Here is a 23,738-nt window from a genome sequence, read left to right on the forward strand (position 1 = left end):
GACGCGGCCCTGACACACGCGCGGAGCTAGAACGCGCTAACACCAAGCCCGCGACCGCGGGCGGCGCGATGCTCGGCCTCCCCGAGATCGCCGACTGGACCCCCGAGAGCGGCACCCGCCTCGAGTTCGCGGCCGAGAACGTGGCCCAGCTCGTGACCGACCGGCCCCGGCCGCTCCGCGTCGTGCGCGACGGGGTCGCCCTCGCCTGACCCCGGCCGCGATCCGGCCGCGCGCAGCGCGCCGCGATCCGCCCGCCCAGAACCGCCCGCCCAGAACCGCCCGCCCAACGCACCACTCATCGATCCATTCGCAGGAACAAAGGAGTCCCCGTGTCCAAACGACCTCTCACGCTCATCGGCGCACTCGGCGTCGCTGCGCTCGCGCTCACCGCTTGCTCCGGCGGCGGTTCCGCCTCCGGCGGCGACGGAACCGGCGCCGCCTTCGACATCGACCCCGCCGAGCTCGCCACCACCACCGAGCCGGGCGGCGCCCCGGTCGACCAGGTGACGTGGAACCTGCCCTACGAGCCGCTCTCGCTCGACCCCATGCTCTCCTTCAACTACGCGGAGAACACCGTCGACGCGAACCTCTGCGAGGGCCTCACCCGCATCACCCCCGACCTCTCCATCGAGAACGCGCTCGCCGAGTCCGTCGACGCGCCCGACGACACGACGTACGTCTACACCCTGCGCGACGACGTCGCCTTCTGGGACGGCACGCCGCTCACCGCCGACGATGTGGTCTACTCGCTCGGCCGGCAGGTGGGGCCCGATTCGGCGACGTACTGGGGCGACTACTTCGCCAACGTCGCCTCGGTCGAGAAGACCGGGGAGCGCGAGGTCACCGTCACCATGACGCAGCCGGATGCGCTCTTCGAGCAGGGCATGTCGAGCGCCGCCGGCGCGATCGTCTCGAAGGCGGCGGCGGAGGCCGCTGGCGAGCAGTTCGGCACCCCGCAGGGCGGCCTCATGTGCACCGGGCCGTTCTCGCTCGAGAGCTGGGAGCCGGGCAAGGCGATCACCCTCGCGAAGAACGCCGAGTACTGGGACGCCGAACTCGTGCCGAAGGTGGAGCAGCTCTCCTTCAGCTTCATCGCCGACGAATCCACCGCCGTGAACGCGCTGCGCACGGGAGACGTCGACGGCCAGTTCTTCTACCTGCCCCCGGCGGGCCTCACCCAGCTCGAGGGCGGAGATGCGACCATCACCTTCGGCGAGTCGTACATCTTCTGGTCGCTGCGCGCCATTCAGGAGACCGGCACGTTCTCGAACCCGAAGGTGCGGGAGGCGCTGCTCGCCGCGATCGACACCGAGGCCATCGCCGACGTCGTCTTCCAGGGCGCGGCGATCCCGTCGCCCGTGCTGACCGGGCCCGCCTACTACGCCGACGACGAGGCGGGCGACCTGTTCCGCGAGGCCTACGACAGCTACTCCATCGAGCCCGACATCGAGCGCGCGAAGCAGCTGCTCGCCGAGGCCGGCGACGTCTCAGCGCCGATCGTGCTCGGCGTGCAGGGCTCCTCCGCGGTGCACGAGCAGACCGCCAACCTCATCCAGGCCGCGGGCGAGGCGATCGGCCTCACGATCGAGACCAAGGTGATCCCGGTGGAGCAGTTCGGCAACCTCTACTTCGACGAGAAGGCGCGCGAGGGGCTCGACGGCTTCTTCACGACGTACTACGGCAACGTGACGGATCCGCTGGACGTCTACACGACCTTCACGCCCGACAGCACCAACAACTTCATCAAGTACGACGGCGCCGCGCAGGAGCTCGCCGACGCCCGCAGCACGCTCGACCCGGTGGAGCGCGCGAAGCACACGATCGCCGCGCAGGAGAAGATCACGCGCGACCTGCCGTGGCTGCCCATGGGCGACCTGCCCGTGATCCTCGTGCAGAACAACGCGATCTCGGGCGCCACCGCCTCCTCCGCATACCTGGGGTACCCCTGGGCCGCCACCATCGGAGGCGTGGAGTAACCCGTGTCCACCTCCGCATTCCTGCTGAAACGAACGGGCGGGCTCCTGCTCGTCCTGCTCATCACCTCCTTCGTGGTCTTCGGCATGCTGTACCTCGCCCCCGGGAGCCCGATCAGCTTCGTGCTCGGGCCCCGGGGCGGCACGGCCGAGCAGATCGCACGGGTGACCGCGCAGTACCACCTCGACGATCCGTTCGCCGTGCGGTACTTCTCCTGGATCCGCGACGTCGTCAGCGGCGACCTGGGCGATTCGGTGGTCTACCGCCAGCCGGTCGCCGACCTCATCGGCGGCCGCATCGGCACCACGGTGGCGCTCATCGCGCTCGCGACACTCATCATCGCGGTCGTGGGCGTCGGCCTCGGGCTCATCGCGTCGCTGAAGGGCGGGTGGGCCGACCAGGTCATCACGACGCTCGCCACCTTCGGCCTCGCCACCCCCGCCTTCGTCATCGGCGTCGCCCTCATCAGCGTGTTCGCCGTCGGTCTCGGCTGGTTCCCGACGAACGGCAGCGGCAGCGGCGGGGTCGACACGCTGTACCACCTCGCACTGCCCGCGGTCGCCCTCGCCGTCGCGAGCGCCGCCTACCAGGCGCGCATCACGCGCCTCCGTGCTCGAGGAGGAGGGTCGGGAGCACGTGCAGACCGCCGTCGCACGCGGCCTGCGCCCGCGCATCATCATCCGACGGCACATCCTCCGCAACGCGCTGATCCCGATCACCACCGTGCTCGGGCTGACGGTGGCGACCCTGATCGCGGGCGCCGTGGTCGTCGAGAACGTCTTCGCGCTCGACGGCCTCGGCTCCCTGCTCGTGCGCGCGATCCTGCAGCGCGACTTCGCCGTGGTGCAGGCCGTCATCCTCGTACTCGTGGTCGCCTTCGTGGTCATCAACGCCATCGTCGACTTCCTGTACACGATCATCGATCCGCGCATTCAACTGGGGAGCAAGCAATGACCGCGCCGAGCACCACCCAGATCGCCCTCCGGCGGGCGCGCACCGACGACCCCGGCCGGCTCGTGCTCACGGGTCGCAGACTCGGCCCGACCGGCCTGATCGCCGTCGCGGTGCTCGCCGTGTTCGTCGTGGCGGCGCTGTTCGCCCCGTGGATCGCGCCCTACGACCCCGACTTCCCCGACCTGTTCGCCGCCCTCTCGGGGCCGAGCGCCCAGCACCTGCTCGGTGCCGACGCGCTCGGGCGCGATCTGCTGTCGCGCCTCATGCACGGCGCGCGCATCACGCTGCTGGGGCCGACGCTCGTGATCCTCATCGCGACCGTCGTCGGCACCGCGCTCGCGCTGATCGCGGCCTGGAACCGGGGCCGCGTCGACACCGTGATCTCCTGGGTGCTCGACGTGCTGTTCGCCGTGCCCGGGATCGTCTTCGCGCTCATCGCGGTCGCCATCTTCGGGCCGAATCTGCCGACCGTGGTCGTGGGCCTCTCCATCGGCTACATCCCCTACGTCGCCCGCGTGGTGCGCGGCGCGGCGCTCCGCGAGCGCGGCATGCCGTACGTGCAGGCGGCCTGGCTGCAGGGGCAGTCGGGCTTCGGCATCAGCCTGCGGCAGATCCTCCCGAACGTGCAGCCCATCGTCGTGGCGCAGGCCGTCTCGTCGCTCGGGTTCGCGGTGATCGACCTCGCCGCGGTCTCCTTCCTCGGGCTCGGCGTGCAGCCGCCCACGGCCGACCTCGGCCTCATGGTGAAGAGCGGCTTCGACTCCCTGTTGCGCGGCCAGGCGCTCGAGGCGATCGCCGCCGGCCTCGCCATCGTGCTCATCGTGTGGAGCATCACCGTCATCGGCGACCGGCTCGCCTCGAACGCAAGGAGCACCCGATGAACGCCCCGCTGCTCGAGGTGCGCGATCTCCGCGCCAGCCTCGTCACGAAGTACCGGCGCCTCGACCTGCTGAACGGGGTGAGCTTCACGCTCGACCGCGGCGAGGCGCTCGGCCTCGTCGGCGAATCCGGTTCGGGCAAATCGCTCACCACCCGCGCGATCACCCGCATGCTGGCGCGCGGATTCCGCACCACCGGCGAGGTGCGATTCGACGGCGACTCCGTGCTCGACATGAAGCGCGAGCGCCTGCGGCAGTACCGTGCGCGCGACGTCGGCATGATCTTCCAGGATCCGCGGGCGCACGTGAACCCCGTGCACACCGTCGGCGACTTCCTCACCGAGGCGCTCGTGCGCGATCGGGGGGTGCCGCTCGACGAGGCGAGGCGCCGCGCCGTGCAGCTGCTCGACGAGGTCGGCGTGCGGCACGCCGAGCGACGGCTCGCGCAGTACCCGCACGAGCTCTCGGGCGGCCTGCTGCAGCGCGTCATGATCGCGAGCGTGCTGCTCGCGGAGCCGCAGCTGATCCTCGCCGACGAGCCGACCACCGCGCTCGACGTCACCGCGCAATCCGATGTGATGGCGATCCTCGACGAGCAGCGCAGGGCGCGCGGGCTCTCCCTGCTCTTCATCACCCACGACCTCGAACTCGCGAACGCCTGCTGCGACCGGCTCGCCGTCATGTACGCCGGCGAGATCGTCGAGCAGGGGGCCGAGGTCTACGCATCGCCCCAGCACCCGTACACGATCGAACTGCTCGGGGCGCGGCCCAGCATCGAGCAGCGGCTCGACCGCCTGCCCGTGCTCGAGTACACCCCCGAGATCCACGAAGCACTGAAGGCGAGGGCCGACGCATGAGCGCACCCATCATCACCGTGAACGACCTGCGCAAGGTGTTCCCCGCGCCGCGCGGATCGGGCGGCGAGGACGTCGTCGCCGTCGACGGGGTGTCGTTCGAGCTGCGGGCCGACGAGTGCCTGGCGATCGTGGGGGAGTCGGGATCGGGCAAGACCACGGTCGCGCGCATGATCGTGGGGCTCGAGACCGTCACCTCGGGCGCGGTGACGGTGCTCGGCGCGGATCGCACCGCCGCTCCCCGCAGCCTCGCCGCCCGCCGCGAGCGCGCCCGCGAGGTGCAGTACGTCTTCCAGGATCCCTACTCGTCGCTCAACGGCCGCCAGCGCATCGGCGAGGTCATCATGTCGAACCTGCGACTGCACGCGAAGGCGGCCGGGGCGCGGCCGGCCACGGGCACCGTGACGCAGCGGGCGCAGGGGATCCTCGACTCCGTCGGGCTGCCGCAGCGCTTCTTCGACCGGTACCCGAAGGAGCTCTCGGGCGGGCAGCGCCAGCGCGTCGCCATCGCCCGGGCGCTCGCCGCGGACCCGAAGGCCATCGTGCTCGACGAGGCCGTCGCCGCGCTCGACGTGTCGATCCAGGCGCAGATCCTCAACCTGCTGGCCGACATCAAGGCCGAACGGCAGGTCAGCTACCTGTTCATCTCGCACGACCTCGCCGTCGTCAACCAGATCTCCGACCGCATGGTGGTGATGGAGAACGGCGTCATCGTCGACCAGGGCGCGACCGCGGAGCTGCTCGCGCGGCCGACGCACCCCTACACCCGGTCGCTGCGCGCCGCCGTGCCGGGCCCGGGGTGGACGCCGAAGCGGCGCGAGAAGCTGGCGTCGTGAGCGCCGCCGAGCCGGCTGCACCCGCGTCTGCGGCCGCGCCCGCGCCGCTGAGCGCCGCTGCGCGCGATTCCGCCGCGTCCGTGTCCGTGGCCGTGCGCGCCTCCCACGCGGTCGTCTGCGACGCGCAGCGCCCCGGCGGGCCGGGGTTCGTCGAGATGCGCGACGCGGCGGTGCTCGTGGTGGGGGGCCGCATCGCCGCCGTCGCGCAGGGGACGGCCGGCGACGCGCTCGCCGCCGGGGCCGCCGAGGTGATCGATCTCGGCGAGAGCCTGCTCATGCCCGGGCTCATCGACCTCGAGGGGCTCGTGGACATCGACCACCTGCTGCTCGACTCCTGGTGGAGCCCCGAGCACGAGGCGCGCCTCGAGTGGTCGGCCGAGTACGCCCGTTCGCCTCGCGAGGTGCTCTCGCCCGAGGACCGCAGCCTGCTGCGCCGATACGGTCTCGTGCAGCTGATCCTCCACGGCATCACCACGGCGATGCCGATCTCGACCGAGATCCACGGGGCGTGGGCCGAGACGCACGACGACCTGCTCGACACCGCCCGCACCGCCAGCGCCCTCGGCATCCGCACCTTCCTCGGGCCCTCGTACCGGTCGGGGGTGCACGTCGCGCACGCCGACGGCTCGGCGGGCATCCACTGGGACGAGGCGCGGGGCGAGGCCGCCTTCGCCGACGCCGTGCGCTTCCTCGACACCGTCGACGCGCTCGGCGATCCGCTCGTCACCGGCGTGCTCGTGCCATGCCGCATCGAGACGGTGAGCGACGCGATCCTCGCCGAGACCGGCCGCATCTCGGCCGAACGGGGCGTGCTCGTGCGCGCGCACGCCACCCAGGGGCTCGACTCCGAGATCGGGGTGCTCGCCCGCGACGGCCGCGGCGCACCGCTCGACGTGCTCGACCGCGCGGGCCTCCTCACCGACCGGCTCACGCTCGCGCACGGCGTCTACCTCGACGTGCATCCCGAGGTGCACGGCGAGGATCGCGGCGACCTCGCCCGGCTCGCCGCCGCTGGCGTCTCCATCGCGCACTGCCCGCTCACCAACGCACGGTACGCGTTCTGGCTCGAGCGCCTCTCCCAGTACCTCGACGCCGGCGTGAACATCGCACTCGGCACCGACTCCTTCCCGCCCGACCTCGTGCGCGCGATCGATACCGGGGTGCAGCTCGCGAAGGCCCAGCACGGCGACCTCGGGCGGGGCCTGCTCGCCGAGTACGTCGAGGCCGCGACGCTCGGCGGGGCCCGCGCACTGCACCGCCCCGACCTCGGCCGCATCGCGCCCGGAGCCGCGGCCGACCTCGTCGCGTTCGCGCTCGACGACGTGCGGCTGGGGGCCGTCGACGACCCGATCCGCACCCTCGTGCTCGCCGGCACGGGCCGCGATGCCCGCTTCAGCATGGTCGCCGGCCGCGTGATCATGCGCGATGGGGCGATCCCCGGGGTCGACCTCGCGGAGCTGCGGCGCGAGGGCCAGCGCATCTTCGAGCGGCTGCGGGCCGCGTACCCCGAGCGCGACGCCCGTGCCGCGCTGCTGGGTTCGAGCGAGGCGGAGCTCTTCCCCGCGGTGTTCCCGCCGTCGTCGTCGCCGTCGCTGCCGGGCCCGCTCCCGCCGGCTTCGACGCCGCCGCTCCCGCCGGGCCGCCGTTAGGCTGACCGCATGCACGAGTACCGGCAGATCGTTCGCAAATGGGTGAAGCCCGAAGACCTGAACCAGCACGGGGCGCTGTTCGGCGGCCGCCTCCTCCAGTGGGTCGACGAGGAGGCGGCCATCGTGGCCGTGGCGCAGCTCGGCACCATCGACGTGGTGACGCGGCACATGTCGGCGATCGACTTCTCGGCGCGCGCCGACCGCGGCGACCTGCTCGAGCTCGAGTACACGATCGTCGCCTACGGCCGCACCTCCATCACGCTGGCCTGCCGCGTCGAGAACGCCGTGACCGGCGCCGAGATCCTGACGCTCGAGCGCATCGTGTTCGTGGCGGTCGACTCGGCGGGCGCGCCGATCGTGCACGGCCGCACGCAGCCGACCGCGGGAACGGAGCGCCTGCGCGAGCCGACGCAGCGGTGAGCCGGGCTGCTCGGCGGGACGGCCGGCTGCTCGGCGGGGCGCAGGTCTACTCGGCGGGGCGCAGGTCGTAGGTGACCCACGGCGTCTGCTGCGCGACGCGGTCGTAGAGGCTCCGGGCCGTGGTGTTCTGCTCGTCGGTGATCCAGCGCACCAGCGAAGCGCCCTCGTCGCGCGCGATCTCCGCGAGGCGGTGCAGGATCGCCGTGCCCGCGCCCGTGCCGCGCGCGTCCGCCGCGGTGAAGAGGTCGTCGAGGTAGATGCCGCTGTCGCCCATGATGGGGCGGGCGTAGGCGCGGTAGTGGGCGACGCCGACCGGGGTGCCGTCGATCTCGGCGATGAGGCCCCGGGTCTGGTGATCGGGGTCGGCGAGCCAGCCCCACACCGTCGTGTACACGCGCTCGTCGTGGGGCTTCCCGTAGAAGTCGCGGTAGCCGCGGTAGAGGTCCGCCCACGCGTCGCGATCCCCCGCGGTGACATCGCGCACGACGACGCTGCCGCCGCCGTCCGTCTCACTCATGCGAGGCGCTCCGTCTCGACGAACACGATCGGGGCGCCGTCGCCGCGGTTCTCGACCCGGTGCTCGGAGCCGGCGGGGCGCGTGTAGCTCTGACCGAACGCGAGCTCGGCGACGATCTCGCTCCCGTCGGCGGCGATCACGTGCATCGTGTCGGTGACGAGCGGAACGACGACGTACTCGAAGTCGTGCCGGTGCATCGGGATCGCACCCCCGGCCTCGATGGTCCACCGCGTTACCCGGAAGAACTCGTTCTCGAGCTGCACCTCGCCCGTCGAACCCGTGCCGTGTGCGTCGCTGCTCATGCATCCTCCTCGATCGTGGTGCGGCGCCGTCCTCGAACGCCGCGCGGTGCCCTCAGCCTACGCCCGCTCGGCGTCGACGAGCCCGGATCGGAGGCCGATGAGTTCGGGGTACAGCGCGAGGATCACGTTCGAGAGCACGAATGCCGACGTGAGGGGCTGACCGAGCGCCTGCTCGATGCGCGACAGGCGATACCTGATGGTGTTCGGGTGCACGAACAGCGCTGCAGCGGTGCGGGTGACGTTCTGCTCGGCGGCCAGGTACGTCACGAGGGTCTCCCGCAACTGGGGCGCCGCGATGGGGGCCAGCGTGCTCCGGATCCGCTCTTCCAGCTGACGCGCATCGACGTGCGAGAGCAGCCAGGTGGCGAGGTCGATGCGGTCGATGAGCACGGGGCCCAGCTCTTCCGGGGCGGCCGCGGCGGCGGCCCATTGGCGGGCGATGCCGAGACCGGTCTCCGCTTCGCGCACGCATTCGGAGATGCGGGACAGCGCCGAGAACGGTGCGGAGGCGCCGACGAGATACTGGCGAGAGATCTCTGCGAGCCATCGTTCGCTCGCGGGCGTGTCCGGCACGATGGCGGAGAGTGTCGCCGGAGCGTCCACTCCCACCCGTCGCAGCATCGCGAGGAGCGGCAGTTCCTCGGACCTCGCCCGAGCGTGGAACTGGGTGACGTGCCCCTCGGTCGCCGTCGCGCCGTCGATCGGTGCGGCCTCGATGGTGCGGATGGCGGCGTACGCGGGGAAGCGGAACTGTGCGAGTCGGCCCCAGAAGCGGTGCTCACGAGCGGGGAGGACTCCGTCGTAGAGCGATGAGATGAGCTGCTCGTTGTCGCGCCGGTCGCGCTGCGTGGCGCCGTACTGGATGCCGTGCACGGCGCCGAGCAGTCGCTCGGAGGTGTCGAGGAGGAGCTCGCCGAGCTGGTCGAGCGTGTCGGCGCCGCGGCTGGCGATCGCGATGACGTGCACGCCGTCCCTGAGTGCGACTCGCCGCGTGCGCACCGCCCAGCGTCCGATCGACAACTGGAGCTCGCGGCGATGGGTGGAGGCCACTTCGTTCCAGATGAGCTGGGTGGGGGCCTCCCCGGTACTCGCGACGATCGTGCCCTCGAAGTCGTAGATGACGGCGGTGCCCCTGCAGAGCGTCGCGATGCGAGACGTCAGGGCGTGCACCGGATCGGTGGAGGCGACTGCGGAGAGCAGGGCGTTCGTGATGTCGAGCGTGGTGCGCAGGCGGTCGATCTCGGCGATCGGAGTGGACGGCGTTGTCATGCGATGCTCCGGGCATTGTGTGAACGGGAGATTTCAGCGGTCGAATTCGCGGGATTTTTGGTGATTTTACAAGGGGACGCTCCGAAAGCTTCGTATTCTCCAGTGACCGCGACGACGCGGCGCAGCAAGGTGGAGGCATCCGGAACTCGACGATGAACTCCAGGAGGAGCCCATGAACCATATCCGTGTCGCAGTCGATGTCGGAGGGACGTTCACCGATGTGTGCATCTTCGATGACGATACGCAGCAGATGCGCATCACGAAGGTCCCCTCGACGCCGAGCGACCCGATGGAGGCGGTGATGCACGGCGTGACGCGCGGCGAGATCGACCTGTCGCAGGTCGTCCAGTTCTCCCACGGCACCACGGTGGCGACCAATGCGCTCATCACCCGGAACTTCCCGGCGGCCGCACTTGTCACCACCCGGGGGTTCCGCGACGTGCTCGAAATCCGCGACGGCACCAAGGACGACCTCTGGGATGCGTACAACGACGTCTCCGCACCCTACATCCGGCGCAGGGATCGCTTCGAGGTCACCGAGCGCATCGACTACAACGGCCACACCATCACCGCCCTGGACGAGGGCGAAGCGCGCGCGCTCGCCGAACTGCTGCATCGCCGGGGCGTGAAGACCATCGCCGTGTGCTTCCTCAACTCCTACGCGAACGCAGCGCACGAGACCCGCATGCGGGAGATCATCGAGGAGACCATTCCCGACGCGACCGTCTCGACCTCTGCGGAGGTGCTGCCCGAGATCTTCGAGTACCCGAGGTTCAACACCGCCGTCGCGAACGCCGTGCTGGCCCCCCTCGTCTCGGGGTACGTGAACCGGCTGGCCGCGCGCCTCACCGAGGGCGGCTACCGGGGCGATCTGCTGCTCCTGCACTCGGGCGGCGGTTCCATGACCCCTCGACTCGTCGAGAAGTTCCCCGTGCGGCTCGCCGCCTCGGGCATCGCCGCCGGCGCGATCTCCGCGAAGCACATCGCGCAGCAGTGCGGCTACGACAACGCCGTGAGCCTCGACATGGGCGGAACGTCCACCGATATCGCGCTCGTGGCGGACGGCGAACTGCGCGTGTCGCAGGAGTGGCAGGTCGAGTACGGCCATCCGATCATCTTCCCGTCGATCGAGGTGCTCACGATCGGAGCGGGCGGCGGATCGCTCGCGCACATCGACATCGCCGGCTCGCTGCGCAACGGCCCGCAGTCGGCGGGAGCGGCGCCCGGCCCCGCGTGCTACGACACGGGCGGCGACGAGCCGACGAACACCGACGCCAACGTGGTGCTCGGCAGACTCGGCACATCGCTCGCCGGCGGTGCGAAGCACCTCGAGAAATCGCTCGCCGAGGCCGCGATCACCCGCACGATCGCGGAGCCGCTCGGCATGGGCCTCGCCGAAGCGGCCCATGCGATCATCGCCGTCGCGAACGCCAATATGGCCGACGCGGTGCGTCTGGTCTCGATCCGACGCGGCTACGATCCCCGCGACTTCGCTCTGCTCGCCTTCGGCGGCGCCGGCGCGCTGCACGGCGCCGATGTCGCCCGAGAGCTCGGGATCCCGACCGTCGTCGTGCCGCCCAGCCCGGGGGTCACCTCGGCCATGGGGTGCCTCCTCGTCGACATCCAGCACGACTTCGCGCACATGTACACCGGTCTCGCCTCTGGCGCGGACGAGGAGGGCATCGAGCAGGAGTTCGTCGCACTCGAGAACGAGGCGTCGGCGCGCCTGCGCCACGAGGGCGTCGCCGAGGCGGACGGGCTGCTGCAGCGCAAGATCTCGATGCGCTACCAGGGGCAGTGGCGGTCGCTCCAGGTGCCGATGGGTTCGGGGCCGGGCGCCGTCGAGCAGGCGGTGCGCACGTTCCACGAGCAGTACGAGCGGGAGTTCGCGTTCCGGCAGGACGACGCGCCGGTCGAGGTGTATCAGCTCCACCTGACGGCCGTCGGCAAGATTCCGAAGCCGTCGTTCAGGCCGGCGGAGGTGGTCGAACAGGCCCCTGGGGAGCCGGAGGATCGCCGCGACGTGTACTTCGGGTCGGACGGGTGGCTCGATACGCCGGTCTACGATCGCGACGCGCTCGCCGCAGGCACCGCGTTCAGCGGGCCCGCCATCATCAATCAGCTCGACTCGACCACCGTCGTGCCTCCGCATGCGAACGCGGAGATCGACGAGTGGCTCAACATCCGCATCCACCTCGAGGAGATCAACTCATGAGCGACACCCTGACCGAGGCCCCGGCGGTGGGAGCCGCCCCCGTCCGGAGCACCGCCCTCGACCCGGTGACCTTCGAAGTGCTGAAGAACGCCTTCGCCACCAGCGTCGACTTGATGAGCGAGCAGATCCTCCGCACGTGCTACTCGTTCGTCATCTATTCGCGGGACTTCTCCTCCGCGCTGTGCGATGCGCGCGGCAACACGGTGATGCAGGGCTCCGGTGACATCGCGGTGCACGTCGGTACGCTCCACTTCCAGGCCAAGGCGGTGATCGAGCAGTTCGACGGCGACATCCACCCCGGCGACGTGTTCGCGATCAACGACCCCTATCGCGGCGGCACGCACTTCAACGATGTCTCCTTCGTGCGCCCGGTGTTCTCCCAAGGGCGCATCATCGCGTTCGCGCAGAACAAGGGTCACTGGGCCGACATCGGCGGGAAGGTGCCCGGCTCCTTCGACGTATCGGCGTCGGAGCACTTCGGCGAGGGGCTGCGGATCCCCCCGGTGCGGGTGTGGTCGAAGGGGATCTTCCTGCACGACGTCGCTCAGCTGCTCGTCGCGAATACGCGCGCACCGGAGCAGGCGCTCGGCGACCTGCATGCGCAGTCGGAGGCGACCGCGGTCTGCGAGCGGGAGGTGCTTCGTCTGGTCGACCGATACGGCACCGAGACGGTCGAGCTCGCCATGCAGGAGACGCAGGACTACGTCGAGCGGACCGTGCGCCGCAGGCTGGCCGACCTGCCCCAGGGCCGCTGGGAGACCGTCGACTACCTCGACCTCGATCCCGGCAAACCCGAAGGGCTGGTCCCGGTGAGGATCGTGATGACGCTCGACGGCGCGGGCATTCACTACGATCTCGAGGGCAGTGCCGAGGTCGTCGACACGTTCCTGAACTCCGGCTACGGGACGACGTTCTCCGCGATCTACGCGGGTACGAAGACCTTCTTCCCCGACGTGCCGTTGAACTCGGGGTTCTACGCGGCGGTCACCGCGGAGATCGGGCCGGAGGGCACGGTCGTGAACGCCGGGTGGCCCCACGCGGTGACCGGGTTCTGCTCGGGGCCGTACGAGAAGCTGATGAACGGCATCTTCGAGATCTGGTCGCAGATCATGCCGGAGCGGGCGATGGCCTGCGCCTTCAACCTCGAGTACCTGCTCGTGGGCGGCCGGGACTCGCGGCGCGAGGAGAACCCGTACTTCATGTGGTACGACTGGATGGCCGGCGGCTGGGGAGGCCGCTCCTCGAAGGACGGCTCGACCGCCACCGCCCCCGTCTTCGGGGTGGGGCTCGCGGTGCAGGCGTGCGAGGGGCAGGAGCGACTCACCCCGGTGCTCACGACCATGCACCGCATCGGCACTGACTCCGGTGGGCCCGGGAGGTTCCGCGGGGGGTGCGGCGTCGAGAAGGGCGGCACGCTCACCGACGCGGACGCGTCGGTGATGAGCTACTGCTGCGATCGCGCCCGCTCCATCACGTGGGGCATCGAGGGCGGCCTGCCGTCGATCCCGCACGGCGTCTGGCTCAACCGCGACACCGAGAACGAACGGTTCCTCGGCTCCATCTTCTCCTCGGTTCCGGTGCAGCCGGGCGACACCTTCTACCGGCCCTCCGCGGGCGGCGGCGGATTCGGGGATCCCCTCGACCGCACACCGGATGAGGTGCTGGAGGACGTGATCGACGAGTACGTGTCGATCGAGCGGGCAGCGGCCGATTACGGCGTCGTCATCATTCCGATCGACCCCGATCTCGACCGGTACGAGATCGATCGGGAGCGCACCGCCGAGCAGCGCGCGCACATCCGCGCGCATCGTCGCGGGTGGCTCGAGGAGGATCCCGAGCGCATCGCCGCGCAGTACCGCGCCGGTGAGATCGAGCTGCTCGACGTGATCCGGCGGCACGGCGTGATTCTCGACTGGGGCACCGGCGAGCTCTTCGTCGAGACCACTCGACAGCACCGGGAGCAGATGGCGCGGCGCTCCGCCTCGCACTGGGCTGCCTAGCGCGCAGCCGGGCGCCTCCGACCCCGCAGGGCGGGAGGGCCGGTATTCGACGGGGCATTCCGCTCACCGCGGTTTGTGCAAATGCCCGAGAATATCCCGGCCCTTCCGGCCCCTGCACAGTACTTGATCGGGTCTCGACTTATCACAATGAGATGGCGAAGCCCACTCGCACCCACTACCAATGGAGGTACGGACCGTGACAATCAATCTCACCGGGAGCAACGACGACGTCGAGGCGACCGATGCACTCGCCCGAACGGGCGATGACCAGGATCAGATGAGCCGTGGCCGGTTGACGATGGCGTGGTACGGCACGGCGAGCGCCTTCTTCTTCGTCTACATCGGCGCTGCGATGGCTTCGGCGTACGGCACGGTGAACGCGATCATCGGCATCGTGCTGACGATCATCGCCTACGGGCTGATCAACAGCGTGCTGTCGCGCTACGCGATCAACAACCGCACGACGGTCGCCCAGTTCTCACGGACGATCCTCGGGAACGCGGGATCGGCCATCGCAATGATCATCTTCGCGCTCATCGCCATCTACTACGCGGTGTTCGAGGGATCCATCGTGGCCTACGCGTTCATGACGGCGTTCGGCGGAGAGATGTGGGTGTGGAGCCTCGTCGTCGTCATCTACTCCACACCGCTCATCATCGGCGGTGTGCGCCGCTTCCTCGACAAGATCAACGGCATTCTGATGCCGATCTACTTCTTCGGGCTCGTGGCCGCCGTGATCTGGGCGGGAGTGCAGTACGGATTCTCCGACGCGTGGATCACTCACGCGCCCGAGGCTCCGGTACCGCTGTCCATGGGCGGCCCCGGCTGGCTGGCGACCTTCGCGGGGTACATGGGCGTCTGGATCATGATGATGTTCACCATGGACTTCGCCTCGCTGGGCAAGCGCAAGGACATCGCCTACCACCAGCGCGTCACCTTCGGCCCGCTGTTCTACGTGCTCGCCTACGGCTTCTCGGCGTTCGTCGGCATCTTCCTGACCTTCACGATCCCCGGGATCGAGGCCTCGGAGACCGGTCTCGCCGGCGGCCTCGTCAGCCTGATGGGGGTGCTGGGACTCATCGTGGTCATCGCGACGCAGACCCGCATCAACACCGCGAACTACTTCCTCGGCGCGGCGAACCTGCGGGCGTTCGGGGAGAAGGTGTTCAAGATCAACATGCCGAACATCGTCTGGGTGCTGCTGTCGTCCGTCATCATCTTCCTCTTCATGCTGCTGCCCGTCGTGGAGTATCTGCTCATCGCACTCGCCTGGCAGGGCGTGCTCGTCACGGCCTGGGTCGCGATCGCGCTGACCCACATCCTGCTCGGTCGCTGGCAGAACGAGGAGCACTCGGCCATCGGCGACCAGCACTACAAGGCCTTCAACAACAATGGACTGGTCGCATGGGTGGTGGCGACGCTCGTGGGCATCGTCATGCTGCAGCTCGGTGCGTTCAACCCGGATCTCGCCGGCATCGGCGCGACCTGGGGGCCGATCCTCACGGCGGTCTCCGCGGCGCTCGTCTACGGGATTCTGTGGAAGACGAACCCGGTGAGTCGCACCGGCCTGATCAAGGTGGTCGGCGCCTGAGCATCGCGGGATCCTGAATCCCGGGAGTCCGTCACGGGGAGCGCGCGCCGCGCTGCGACAGAGATGCGCAGGGCGGCGCGCGCACTCTGCGCGATCCCGGAGGCAGCGGCTAGTACGGTTCGATCTCCACCAGCCGCAGCGCCATGAGGCACGTTGCGCGGCCGTCGAGCGTGTCGAGCGAGATGCCGAGCAGCTCCTCGATGCGGCGGAGTCGATAGCTCAACGAGTTCCGGTGGATGTACAGCTCCTCGCAGGTGCGCGACGGCTGCGCGTCGTTGCGCAACCAGATCCGCAGCGTCGGCAGCAACTCGGTCGCTCGGTGCTCGTCGTGATCGAGGAGAGGGGCGAGGAATCGCTCCGCCGCCTCTCGCGCCCCCCGGCCGGCTGCGGCGGCCACGACGGCGCTCAGGCCGAGCACGGGCGCGAGCACGGGAGCCGACACGTGCCTGATCAGGTTGAGCGCGTGCACGAGAGCGATTCTCAGCTCGTCGATCGTGCGAGCCGGCCCGCGCAGCACGAGGGGCAGCACCGGTTCGATGCCCAGCAACCGCGCCGACACGTCGCTGAAGGTCTCTCGAGGGAATTGGGCCAGGGCGATGAGCTGTTCATCGAGTTCGGCGACGCGAACGTCGTGGAACGTGTCGTGCAGCGCGACGCGGAGCTTCCACGCTGCTGCGGCGTGCTCGCCGCTCATATCGGCGACGAGCAGCGTCGTTTCGGCGCGCCGGCTCAGGCCGAGCTCGTGGAACGCGTTCGCCACGTCGCTCCGCGTCGACTCCGACCAGGCCACGCAGCGGTTGACGAAGCGCAGCATGTCCTGGTGACTGCTCGCATCGACCACGACCGACCGATTCAGCTGCAGGGCGAGGATCGAGGTGACCGGGGCGAGGAGCGCCTCGACCTCCGCGGAGGAGCCGTAGAGGCGCACCGCGAGCTGACAGGAGTTGCTGAGGCCCATCGGCAGCGGCACCGTGACGGTGTCCGGCTGCGACGCCCGCGCGGCACCCGTGCGCCACGTCACGGTCTCCGGATACTGCGCGATGAGCGAATCGAACGCGTCGTACACGGCGATGGGGAGCTCGAGCGCGGCGTACATGGCTGCGAGCAGCGTGGAGATCTCCGCGCCCTGGCTGGCGAGCCGCGCGCACTCGTCGGCCAGCAGCCAGCCGCGGTCGAGCAGGGCGATGCGCTCCGCCTGGAGCATTCCCTCGACGTGCTGATCGATCTTGAGGAGCGGGACGGTGGTCGGGACCTCGAGCAGCGGCAGGTCGTGGGCCGTGCAGGCCGTGATGAGGCCCTTCGGCAGCGAGCTGTGCGCGGCGCCCACCGCGAAGGCCAGCGCGGCGACCGGTACTCGGGTGAGCCGCTCCACGTAGCCGTCCCAGATGCTCTCCTCCGAGAAGTTCATGCCGATCCCCGAGGTGAGGAGCAGCACGTTGGCGTCGAGGAACGGGGTCGGGTCCAGGTGCTCGGTGGGCGCGCAGCGCACGATCTCCCGGCTCAGGCGGTCGGGCCCGGTCGGCGTCTCCAGCCGCAGGTGCAGGGAGTGCTCGGTCAACAGGTCGGCGACGCGCATCGGGCATCCTCTCGCGCTTGCACAAATCACATCTGAAATTTCTTGCAACTGCATAATAACGTTCGCGCGAGGCTCCGCGTAGCTTGGGGGCTATGACATCACAGCGAAGTGACTCGGTTTCGGTGAACTCGGACATGGGCGAGGCTTTCGGTCTCCACACCTTCGGCAACGACTCCGCACTCATGTCGCTCATCGACGTCGCGAACGTCGCGTGCGGCTTCCACTCCGGCGATCCGGGGACCATGGATGCGACGGCGGCGCTCGCGCAGCAGCACGGCGTTCGCGTCGGCGCCCACCCCGGGCTTCCCGATCTCGTCGGATTCGGACGGCGGGAGATGAAGCTCACTCCCGATGAGGTGGAGAGCCTCATCCGGTACCAGGTCGGCGCCCTCGCCGGATTCTTGCGGAAGTACGACCTGCCCCTCAACCACATCAAGCCTCACGGGTCGCTCTACGGGATGCTCGCGCGCGACGAGGCGCTCATGCTCGGCGCGGTCAAGGTGGCCCGCGACTTCGGCGTTCCCGTGTTCGGCATCGCGGGCTCGGCGCATCAGCGCGTCGCCGAACGGGAAGGCGTCGAATTCGTCGGCGAACTGTATGTCGACCTCGACTACAACGCCGACGGAGGGCTCATCATCCTGCGGCAGCCGCACGAGACGAACATCGTCGCGGCATCCGAACGGGCGCGTCGAGCGCTCGACACCGGAACCGTCCTGGCGGTCGACGGCACCGAGCTTCCGATCTCGTTCGGCAGCATCTGCGTGCACTCCGACACCCCGAACGCCGTCGAAGTGGCGACGGCCGTGCGCGCCGTGGTCGACGGGTAGCCGCGCGCCGCAACTCGGACGCGGCGCATCGGCGACGATGCGCGCCCGCGGCCCCGTCGTCCGCGGCCGCGTCGCGACCCCTCCTCGATTCCCTGAAGAAAGCAGATTCCATGAGTTCACAGATCATCGCCCCCATTCCCGGCATCTTCTATCGGCGACCCGCCCCCGACAAGGATCCGTTCGTCGAAGAGGGCGACTCGGTCGAAGCTGGCCAGACCGTGGGCGTCATCGAGATCATGAAGCAGTTCACCGAAGTGCGGAGCGACACCGCCGGAGTGCTGACCTCCTTCGCGGTCGAGGATCTCGGCATGGTCGGCCCGGGCGACGTCATCGCGACGATCGACTGAGAGCTGACGCTCGCCCCCCGAAGACCTCCGAATCGAGTGAAGGACACACTGTGAAGAAACTGCTGATCGCGAACCGCGGCGAGATTGCGGTGCGGATCATCCGCGCGGCGAAGGAAATGGGCATCGCGACTGTTGCGGTGGCGAGCGAAGCCGACCGGGAATCCGACGCGGCACGGTACGCCGACGAGTGCGCGGTCGTCGGGCCCGCGCCCGCCGGGCTCAGCTACCTCAACCAGGACGCGGTGATCGCCGCCGCCGCCGAGACCGGTGCTGACGCAGTGCACCCGGGATACGGGTTCCTCTCCGAGAACGCGGGATTCGCGCGCAGAGTGCAGGAGGCCGGCCTCATCTGGGTCGGCCCCAACCCGGATTCGATCGACTTGATGGGAGACAAGGCGCGCGCCCGGCAGGCTGCCATCGAAGCCGGGGTGCCCGTGCTCGCCGGCACGGACGGAGTGCTCGACGTCTCAGGGGACCTCGAAGCCCTCGCGGAGGGCATCGGCTACCCGTTGGTGGTGAAGGCTTCCGCGGGAGGAGGGGGGCGGGGGATCCGCCGCATCGACTCCCGCACCGATCTCCGGAGCACGGTCGAGGTCGCCCAGGCCGAGGCGCTCGCAGCGTTCAACTCGAGCGACGTGTACTTCGAGCGCTTCGTGACGCATGCGCGCCACGTCGAGGTGCAGATCTTCGGGGACGGCGAGAGCTGGGTGCATCTCGGTGATCGCGACTGCTCGATGCAGCGTCGGCAGCAGAAGGTCATCGAGGAGGCGCCCGCGCCCGGGCTTCCGGATGATCTGCGAGAACTGATGCGCGAGACCTCCGTGGAGCTCGCACGGCAGACGGCCTATGTCGGCGCAGGAACCGTGGAGTTCTTGTACGACCCCGAGCGCCAGGAGATCGCCTTCATCGAGATGAACACGCGCCTGCAGGTGGAGCATCCGATCAGCGAGGCCATCACCGGCATCGATCTGGTGCGCGAGCAATTGCGCATCGCGGCGGGCGAGAGGCTCGGGTACGGGCAATCGGATATCCGTCTCGACGGACATGCCTTCGAGTTCCGCATCAACGCCGAAGATCCGAACAACAACTTCATGCCGAGTCCGGGCCGCATCGAGTCGCTCGATCTCTCGGGCGGGCCGGGGGTGCGCGCCGACTTCGGCTTCCGAGCGGGCCAGACCGTCGTGCCGTTCTACGACTCCCTGCTCGGCAAGCTGATCGTGTGGGACGTCGACCGCGACCACGCTCTGGCGCGAGCCGCTCGGGTGCTCGATGAAACGGAGATCGCGGGAATCAGCACGACGGTGCCCCTCATGCGCCGGCTGGTCGCCCTCGACGACTTCCGCTCGGCGACCCATCACACGACGACCATCGAATCGGTTCCCGGCCTGTTAGGAGAATCCGCATGACGCTCACCGAGCACGCGCGATACAGCTGGGGCGGCGACGAGTTCCTGCTCGTCGAAATCGCCCCCGACATGTCGCTCGAGGCGAACTTCGTCGCGAACGCCATGGCGGCGGGCCTCGAGGAGCAGGAGCTCGACGGGATCGTCGACATCTGCCCGGCGAACGCATCACTGCTCATCCGCTTCAACCCGGACGAACTGCCCCACGCCGACCTCGAGCGCGCTGTCCGAGCTCTCGAGGCGGAGGTCAAGCAGGCGACGGTGCAGGAGCTGAACACCCGCATCATCGAGGTGCCGGTCTGGTACGACGATCCGTTCACGAGCGAGACCGAGACCCGGTTCCGGGAGGGCTACCACCAGCGGCCGGAGGGGTCCGACCTCGACTACAGCGCCGAGGTGAACGGACTCGCGAACGCGGCCGAGTTCATCCGGCGCCACCACGAGACGCCCTGGCTGGTCTCCATGGTCGGCTTCGTCGCCGGCCTCCCGTTCCTCTTCCAGCTGACGCCGCGGGAGCGGCAGCTGCAGGTGCCGAAGTACCTGAGCCCGCGCACCGATACGCCGCCGCTCACGCTGGGGTACGGCGGCTGCTTCACCGCGCACTACTCCGTCCGCGGAGCAGGCGGGTATCAGATGCTCGGCATCACTCCCGGCCCGATCTTCGATCCGGAGCAGAAGCTCCCCGACTTCGCCGACTTCATGGTGCTGTTCCGCACCGGCGACATCGTGAAGTACCGTCCGATCGACGAAGCCGAGTACACCGAGATTCGGGCCCGGGTCGAGGCCGGAACCTTCCGTTACAAGCAGGCGCCCGTGCGCTTCACCCTGGCCGAAGCGCTCGCCGACCCCGACGCGTACAACCGCACTCTCCTGGAGGCTCTCGATGTCGCTTGAGGTACTCTCCCCCGGACTCGCCACCACCGTGCAGGATCGCGGTCGCTTCGGCTACTACCGCTTCGGAATCCCGCAGGGCGGGGCGATGGATCAGTACGCGGCGGCGCTCGGCAACCGCCTCGTCGGCAACACCGCCGACGCTGCCGTGCTCGAATGCACGTACCTGGGACCCCAGCTGAAGACGACGGCTCGCGCGGTGATCGCGGTCACCGGCGCACCGGTCGACGTGCTCGTCAACGGGGAGCCCGCCCTGCAGCACGCGCGCCTCGTTCTCGAAGCAGGAGACGAACTCTCCTTCGGCATGCTCCGCGGCGGCTCGAAGTTCTTCGTCTCGATCGCCGGCGGCATCGACGTTCCCCGTGTGCTCGGCTCGAGATCCACCTACCCCATCGGCAAGCTGGGAGGGTTCGAGGGGCGCGCCCTGCAGGCGGGCGATGTGCTGCCCGTCGGTGAACCGACGCCGCACGAACTGCCCGTGCTCGAATCGGTTCCGGAGGATCTGCTGCCGTCGTACGACCGCGAGGTGACCGTGCGCATCATGCTCGGGCTGTACGACCACAAGCTCACCGACGAGGGGCTCGCGAATCTCACGGAGGCGGAGTGGACCCTGACCCCGGTCGCCGACCGCATGGGCCTCCGCTTCGACGGCCCGGGAGCGGAGTGGAAGCGCGAAGAGCAGCCGTTCGGCGCCGGGCAGGACCCGTCGAACATCACGGATGCGGGTTACGCGGTCGGCTCGATCCAGATTCCCGGCGGAACGCAGCCGATCGTGCTGCACTGCGATGCGGTCTCCGGCGGGGGGTACGCGCAAGCGGCAACGGTGATCAGCGCCGACATGGATCTCTTCGCGCGCATGGCTCCGGGGGCGAAGGTGCGCTTCGTCGCCGTCACGATGGACGAGGCCCTCGCGGCTCGTTCCGAACGGAACGCGCGGTTCGCGCGCGTCTGGAACTGAGGAGGCGGCGATGCCACTGGTGAACGTGAAACTGTTCGAGCACCGCCTGCAGCAGGACCCGGATCTGGCGAAGCGACTCGCCGTCGCGATCGACGCAGTCGTCGCCGAGCACTGCACCGGCGCGGACGGCAACCGACCCGATACCTGGGTGACCGTCGAAGGAGTGCCGAGGGGGCAGTGGACCTTCAACGGCGAGACCCGATGACGTCGGAGCGGGGTCGCTTCCCGGGGCCGTCGCGAGGCGACACCCGCGCACAGCGACCCCGCTCGCACGGGTGTGGCGGCCGACCCCGCTGGTGGGGCGGACCCCGGAGGGGCTCGTGCTTTCCGCGCGCATCGGCCATGATGTGAGGCATGGGGCGCGCACCGGCGCCCCGTACCTCGGGCTTCGGAGGCGATCATGTCCATGAGAACCACTCCACAGCAGCATCTTCCCGGCGACGGACTCCGCACCGCGCTCGGCATCGGCGGGCTCATCGCGATCGTGCTCGGTCTGCTCATCGTGTTCTTCCCGGCGACCTCGGGAGCGGTGACCATGCAGATCGTGGCCGCGCTCGCCGCCGCGTACGCGCTGGTCGTCGGCGTCGTGTACCTCGGCACGGCCGTGTTCACGCGCACGATCGGCGGGTGGGCCCGCACGGGGCGCATCGTGCTCGGTCTGCTCTACATCATCGGCGGAGTCGTGATGCTGGTGAACCTCGGCGCGGCGGCGGCGATCCTCGCGATCTTCCTGTCGGTCACCGTCGGTGCGCTGTGGGTGTTCGAGGGGGCGCTCGCGTTCGCCACGCTCAAGCAGTCTCCCAGCCGGGCGTGGAGCATCGTCCACGGCGTGGTCAGCGTGTTCGCGGGCGCCGTGCTCATTCTCACCCCGCTGCTCGCCGCCGTGACGCTCTGGCTGCTGCTCGGCGTCTCGATGCTGGTGCTCGGCGTCGTGCAGGCCGTGCGCGCCTTCCGAATGCAGCCGGCCGACTGAACCCGAGCGGGGGCGGGCCGGCTACCGCATCCCCTCCAGCAGCGATGCGGTGATCTCCTCGTCGCCCGCGGCGAGGGCCACGTACTTGCGCAGCACGACGAGCGAGGCCGAGGCCTTGTCGAACTCGGCGGCGACGAAGCGGTCGGAGCCGATGAGCGCGAGCGCGTCGCGGGCCGGCATCACCGCGCCCTTCACCTGCTCGCTGCGCCCGGCGGGGGCGATGGCGCGCAGTTCGGCCATCGAGGTGAAGATCGGCAGCACGGGCTGGCCGGTGGTCGAGCGGATCATGCGCACGCGGTGCCCCCGCTTCTTCGACGGGGCGCCGGTCACGTCGACGACGAGGTAGCCGTCGCGGAGGGCGTTCAGAAACGCCGCGAGGTGCGCGTAGTCGGGGGTCTGCTGCAGCGCGGTCAGCGCTTCGCGCACCGGGGTGTTCGCGTAGTTGGCGTGCACGTCTTCGGGGATCGGCGGCTGCTCGGTCATGGTTCCAGCCTACGGGTTCACTCCTCGCCGATGCCGCGGGCGGCGAGGGCTTCGCCGGTGAGCTGAGCGTGCGCGACGGTGCGCAGCACGAGGGGCACGACACGGGCGCGGGGGCTCCGTTCGAGTCCGCGCGCCCGAGCCGCGGCGGCGGTCTCCTGCGCGATGCCGAGAATGCTCGGGATGGAGCGGATCACGAGCGAGCAGGCGAGCGCGAAGCGCTCGGGCTTCGCGCCGAATCGGCGGAAGGGGGCGAGGCTCCGGGTGATGGTGTCGAGCATGTCTTCGACGGCGGTGCTCGCCGTCACGGCGCTCGCGGCGAGCACGAGTGCGAAGAGGTCTCCGATGACGGAGTAGCCGCGGGCGGCGCCGGCTGCCCAGGCTGCGGCGGAGGGCAGTTCGAGCCCGCCCGGCCCCCACCCGCCGTCGCGGCCGAACGCAGCGCTCGCGGCCGTGAAGACGAGCAGGGGAACGGCGATGAGGGCGAAGCGGCGGGCGACGCGCCCGAAGTCGCGGCCGCGGAGGCCGGCGATGGCGGCGGCGGCTGCGGCGACCAGCAGGCCGACGGTCGTGGCCGCGGGGCCGCCGGTGGCGGTGGTCGCGATCGCGAACGCGAACAGGCCGAGCAGCTTGAGGCCGGGGCGCACCCGGTGCAGCGGCCCCCGGCGGGCGATGTACTCGCCGAGCGGCGATGCCGAGGTCACGGTGCCGCCGTGCTCCGGTAGTGGGCGACGGCTGCCGGGGCGTCGCCGTCGAAGACGATGCGGCCGTCGTCGACGACGAGCGCGCGGTCGGCCTGCGCGGCGAGTTCGAGGTCGTGGGTGA

General features: G+C 69.8%; 22 protein-coding genes and 2 pseudogenes. 18 read left to right on the top strand and 6 right to left on the bottom strand.

Going from position 1 to position 23,738, the window contains the following annotated elements:
- The 8 genes and pseudogenes from NS354_RS13505 to NS354_RS01050 all read left to right on the top strand — a co-directional run.
- Positions 1-209: pseudogene (locus tag NS354_RS13505) on the top strand (cytosine deaminase); the annotation flags it as partial.
- A 120-nt stretch (positions 210-329) separates the two neighbouring features.
- Positions 330-1,976 (top strand): ABC transporter substrate-binding protein, encoded by a 1,647-nt coding sequence (locus tag NS354_RS01020; RefSeq protein ID WP_058592771.1) that lies wholly within the window; start codon positions 330-332, stop codon positions 1,974-1,976.
- A 72-nt stretch (positions 1,977-2,048) separates the two neighbouring features.
- Positions 2,049-2,928: pseudogene (locus tag NS354_RS01025) on the top strand (ABC transporter permease).
- On the top strand, positions 2,925-3,809 hold the full coding sequence (locus NS354_RS01030) for an ABC transporter permease (protein ID WP_082677836.1): 885 nt from the start codon (positions 2,925-2,927) through the stop codon (positions 3,807-3,809). Before NS354_RS01025 ends, NS354_RS01030 begins: the two are co-directional and overlap by 4 nt.
- Positions 3,806-4,663 (top strand): ABC transporter ATP-binding protein, encoded by an 858-nt coding sequence (locus NS354_RS01035; RefSeq protein ID WP_241490286.1) that lies wholly within the window; start codon positions 3,806-3,808, stop codon positions 4,661-4,663. Before NS354_RS01030 ends, NS354_RS01035 begins: the two co-directional genes overlap by 4 nt.
- Complete coding sequence (locus NS354_RS01040; RefSeq protein ID WP_058592772.1) at positions 4,660-5,496, top strand: ATP-binding cassette domain-containing protein; 837 nt, start codon at positions 4,660-4,662, stop codon at positions 5,494-5,496. The genes NS354_RS01035 and NS354_RS01040 overlap by 4 nt, the downstream gene beginning before the upstream one ends.
- Complete coding sequence (locus tag NS354_RS01045) at positions 5,493-7,145, top strand: chlorohydrolase family protein (protein WP_241490287.1); 1,653 nt, start codon at positions 5,493-5,495, stop codon at positions 7,143-7,145. The genes NS354_RS01040 and NS354_RS01045 overlap by 4 nt, the downstream gene beginning before the upstream one ends.
- A 9-nt stretch (positions 7,146-7,154) precedes the next feature.
- Positions 7,155-7,565 carry an acyl-CoA thioesterase gene (locus tag NS354_RS01050; protein ID WP_058592773.1) on the top strand — a complete coding sequence of 137 codons (411 nt, stop codon included), beginning with the start codon at positions 7,155-7,157 and terminating at the stop codon, positions 7,563-7,565.
- A 46-nt stretch (positions 7,566-7,611) separates the two neighbouring features.
- Here NS354_RS01050 and NS354_RS01055 read toward each other — a convergent pair whose 3' ends face one another.
- From NS354_RS01055 to NS354_RS01065, 3 genes are read right to left on the bottom strand one after another with little or no spacing between them, the layout of a single operon-like run.
- Positions 7,612-8,082 carry a GNAT family N-acetyltransferase gene (locus tag NS354_RS01055; protein ID WP_082677837.1) on the bottom strand — a complete coding sequence of 157 codons (471 nt, stop codon included), beginning with the start codon at positions 8,080-8,082 and terminating at the stop codon, positions 7,612-7,614.
- Complete coding sequence (locus NS354_RS01060) at positions 8,079-8,384, bottom strand: cupin domain-containing protein (RefSeq protein ID WP_058592774.1); 306 nt, start codon at positions 8,382-8,384, stop codon at positions 8,079-8,081. The genes NS354_RS01055 and NS354_RS01060 overlap by 4 nt, the downstream gene beginning before the upstream one ends.
- A 57-nt stretch (positions 8,385-8,441) precedes the next feature.
- A complete protein-coding gene (locus NS354_RS01065) occupies positions 8,442-9,653 on the bottom strand; it encodes a PucR family transcriptional regulator (RefSeq protein WP_058592775.1) in 1,212 nt (403 codons plus the stop codon).
- 172 nt (positions 9,654-9,825) lie between these two features.
- Here NS354_RS01065 and NS354_RS01070 point away from each other — a divergent pair, with 172 nt between their 5' ends.
- The 3 genes from NS354_RS01070 to NS354_RS01080 all read left to right on the top strand — a co-directional run bounded on the left by NS354_RS01070 (position 9,826) and on the right by NS354_RS01080 (position 15,459).
- Positions 9,826-11,868 carry a hydantoinase/oxoprolinase family protein gene (locus NS354_RS01070; RefSeq protein ID WP_058592776.1) on the top strand — a complete coding sequence of 681 codons (2,043 nt, stop codon included), beginning with the start codon at positions 9,826-9,828 and terminating at the stop codon, positions 11,866-11,868.
- Positions 11,865-13,868 carry a hydantoinase B/oxoprolinase family protein gene (locus NS354_RS01075; RefSeq protein WP_058592777.1) on the top strand — a complete coding sequence of 668 codons (2,004 nt, stop codon included), beginning with the start codon at positions 11,865-11,867 and terminating at the stop codon, positions 13,866-13,868. Before NS354_RS01070 ends, NS354_RS01075 begins: the two co-directional genes overlap by 4 nt.
- Positions 13,869-14,064: 196 nt before the next feature.
- Positions 14,065-15,459: a purine-cytosine permease family protein gene (locus tag NS354_RS01080; protein WP_058592792.1), complete on the top strand. Its 1,395-nt coding sequence runs from the start codon at positions 14,065-14,067 to the stop codon at positions 15,457-15,459.
- 109 nt (positions 15,460-15,568) lie between these two features.
- Here the strand turns inward: NS354_RS01080 and NS354_RS01085 are convergent, their stop codons facing one another.
- Positions 15,569-17,035 (bottom strand): helix-turn-helix domain-containing protein, encoded by a 1,467-nt coding sequence (locus tag NS354_RS01085; protein ID WP_058592778.1) that lies wholly within the window; start codon positions 17,033-17,035, stop codon positions 15,569-15,571.
- 122 nt (positions 17,036-17,157) lie between these two features.
- On the opposite strand from NS354_RS01085, the gene pxpA reads away from it, so the two are divergent.
- From pxpA to NS354_RS01120, 7 genes are all read left to right on the top strand, one after another.
- Positions 17,158-17,862: a 5-oxoprolinase subunit PxpA gene (gene pxpA, locus NS354_RS01090; RefSeq protein ID WP_241490288.1), complete on the top strand. Its 705-nt coding sequence runs from the start codon at positions 17,158-17,160 to the stop codon at positions 17,860-17,862.
- A gap of 110 nt (positions 17,863-17,972) precedes the next feature.
- Complete coding sequence (locus NS354_RS01095) at positions 17,973-18,209, top strand: acetyl-CoA carboxylase (protein WP_058592780.1); 237 nt, start codon at positions 17,973-17,975, stop codon at positions 18,207-18,209.
- 50 nt (positions 18,210-18,259) lie between these two features.
- Complete coding sequence (locus NS354_RS01100) at positions 18,260-19,615, top strand: acetyl-CoA carboxylase biotin carboxylase subunit (RefSeq protein WP_058592781.1); 1,356 nt, start codon at positions 18,260-18,262, stop codon at positions 19,613-19,615.
- Positions 19,612-20,505: a 5-oxoprolinase subunit B family protein gene (locus NS354_RS01105; protein WP_058592782.1), complete on the top strand. Its 894-nt coding sequence runs from the start codon at positions 19,612-19,614 to the stop codon at positions 20,503-20,505. Before NS354_RS01100 ends, NS354_RS01105 begins: the two co-directional genes overlap by 4 nt.
- On the top strand, positions 20,495-21,460 hold the full coding sequence (locus tag NS354_RS01110) for a biotin-dependent carboxyltransferase family protein (protein WP_058592783.1): 966 nt from the start codon (positions 20,495-20,497) through the stop codon (positions 21,458-21,460). The genes NS354_RS01105 and NS354_RS01110 overlap by 11 nt, the downstream gene beginning before the upstream one ends.
- Positions 21,461-21,470: 10 nt before the next feature.
- A complete protein-coding gene (locus NS354_RS01115) occupies positions 21,471-21,665 on the top strand; it encodes a tautomerase family protein (protein WP_058592784.1) in 195 nt (64 codons plus the stop codon).
- 195 nt (positions 21,666-21,860) lie between these two features.
- Positions 21,861-22,433: an HdeD family acid-resistance protein gene (locus NS354_RS01120; RefSeq protein WP_058592785.1), complete on the top strand. Its 573-nt coding sequence runs from the start codon at positions 21,861-21,863 to the stop codon at positions 22,431-22,433.
- 21 nt (positions 22,434-22,454) lie between these two features.
- On the opposite strand, the gene NS354_RS01125 is transcribed toward NS354_RS01120, so the two are convergent.
- Positions 22,455-22,916 carry an SseB family protein gene (locus tag NS354_RS01125; RefSeq protein ID WP_058592786.1) on the bottom strand — a complete coding sequence of 154 codons (462 nt, stop codon included), beginning with the start codon at positions 22,914-22,916 and terminating at the stop codon, positions 22,455-22,457.
- 17 nt (positions 22,917-22,933) lie between these two features.
- Positions 22,934-23,617 (bottom strand): CbiQ family ECF transporter T component, encoded by a 684-nt coding sequence (locus NS354_RS01130; RefSeq protein ID WP_058592787.1) that lies wholly within the window; start codon positions 23,615-23,617, stop codon positions 22,934-22,936.
- Positions 23,618-23,738 lie beyond the last annotated feature (121 nt).

Source organism: Leucobacter chromiiresistens (assembly GCF_001477055.1).
Lineage (GTDB): Bacteria > Actinomycetota > Actinomycetes > Actinomycetales > Microbacteriaceae > Leucobacter > Leucobacter chromiiresistens_A.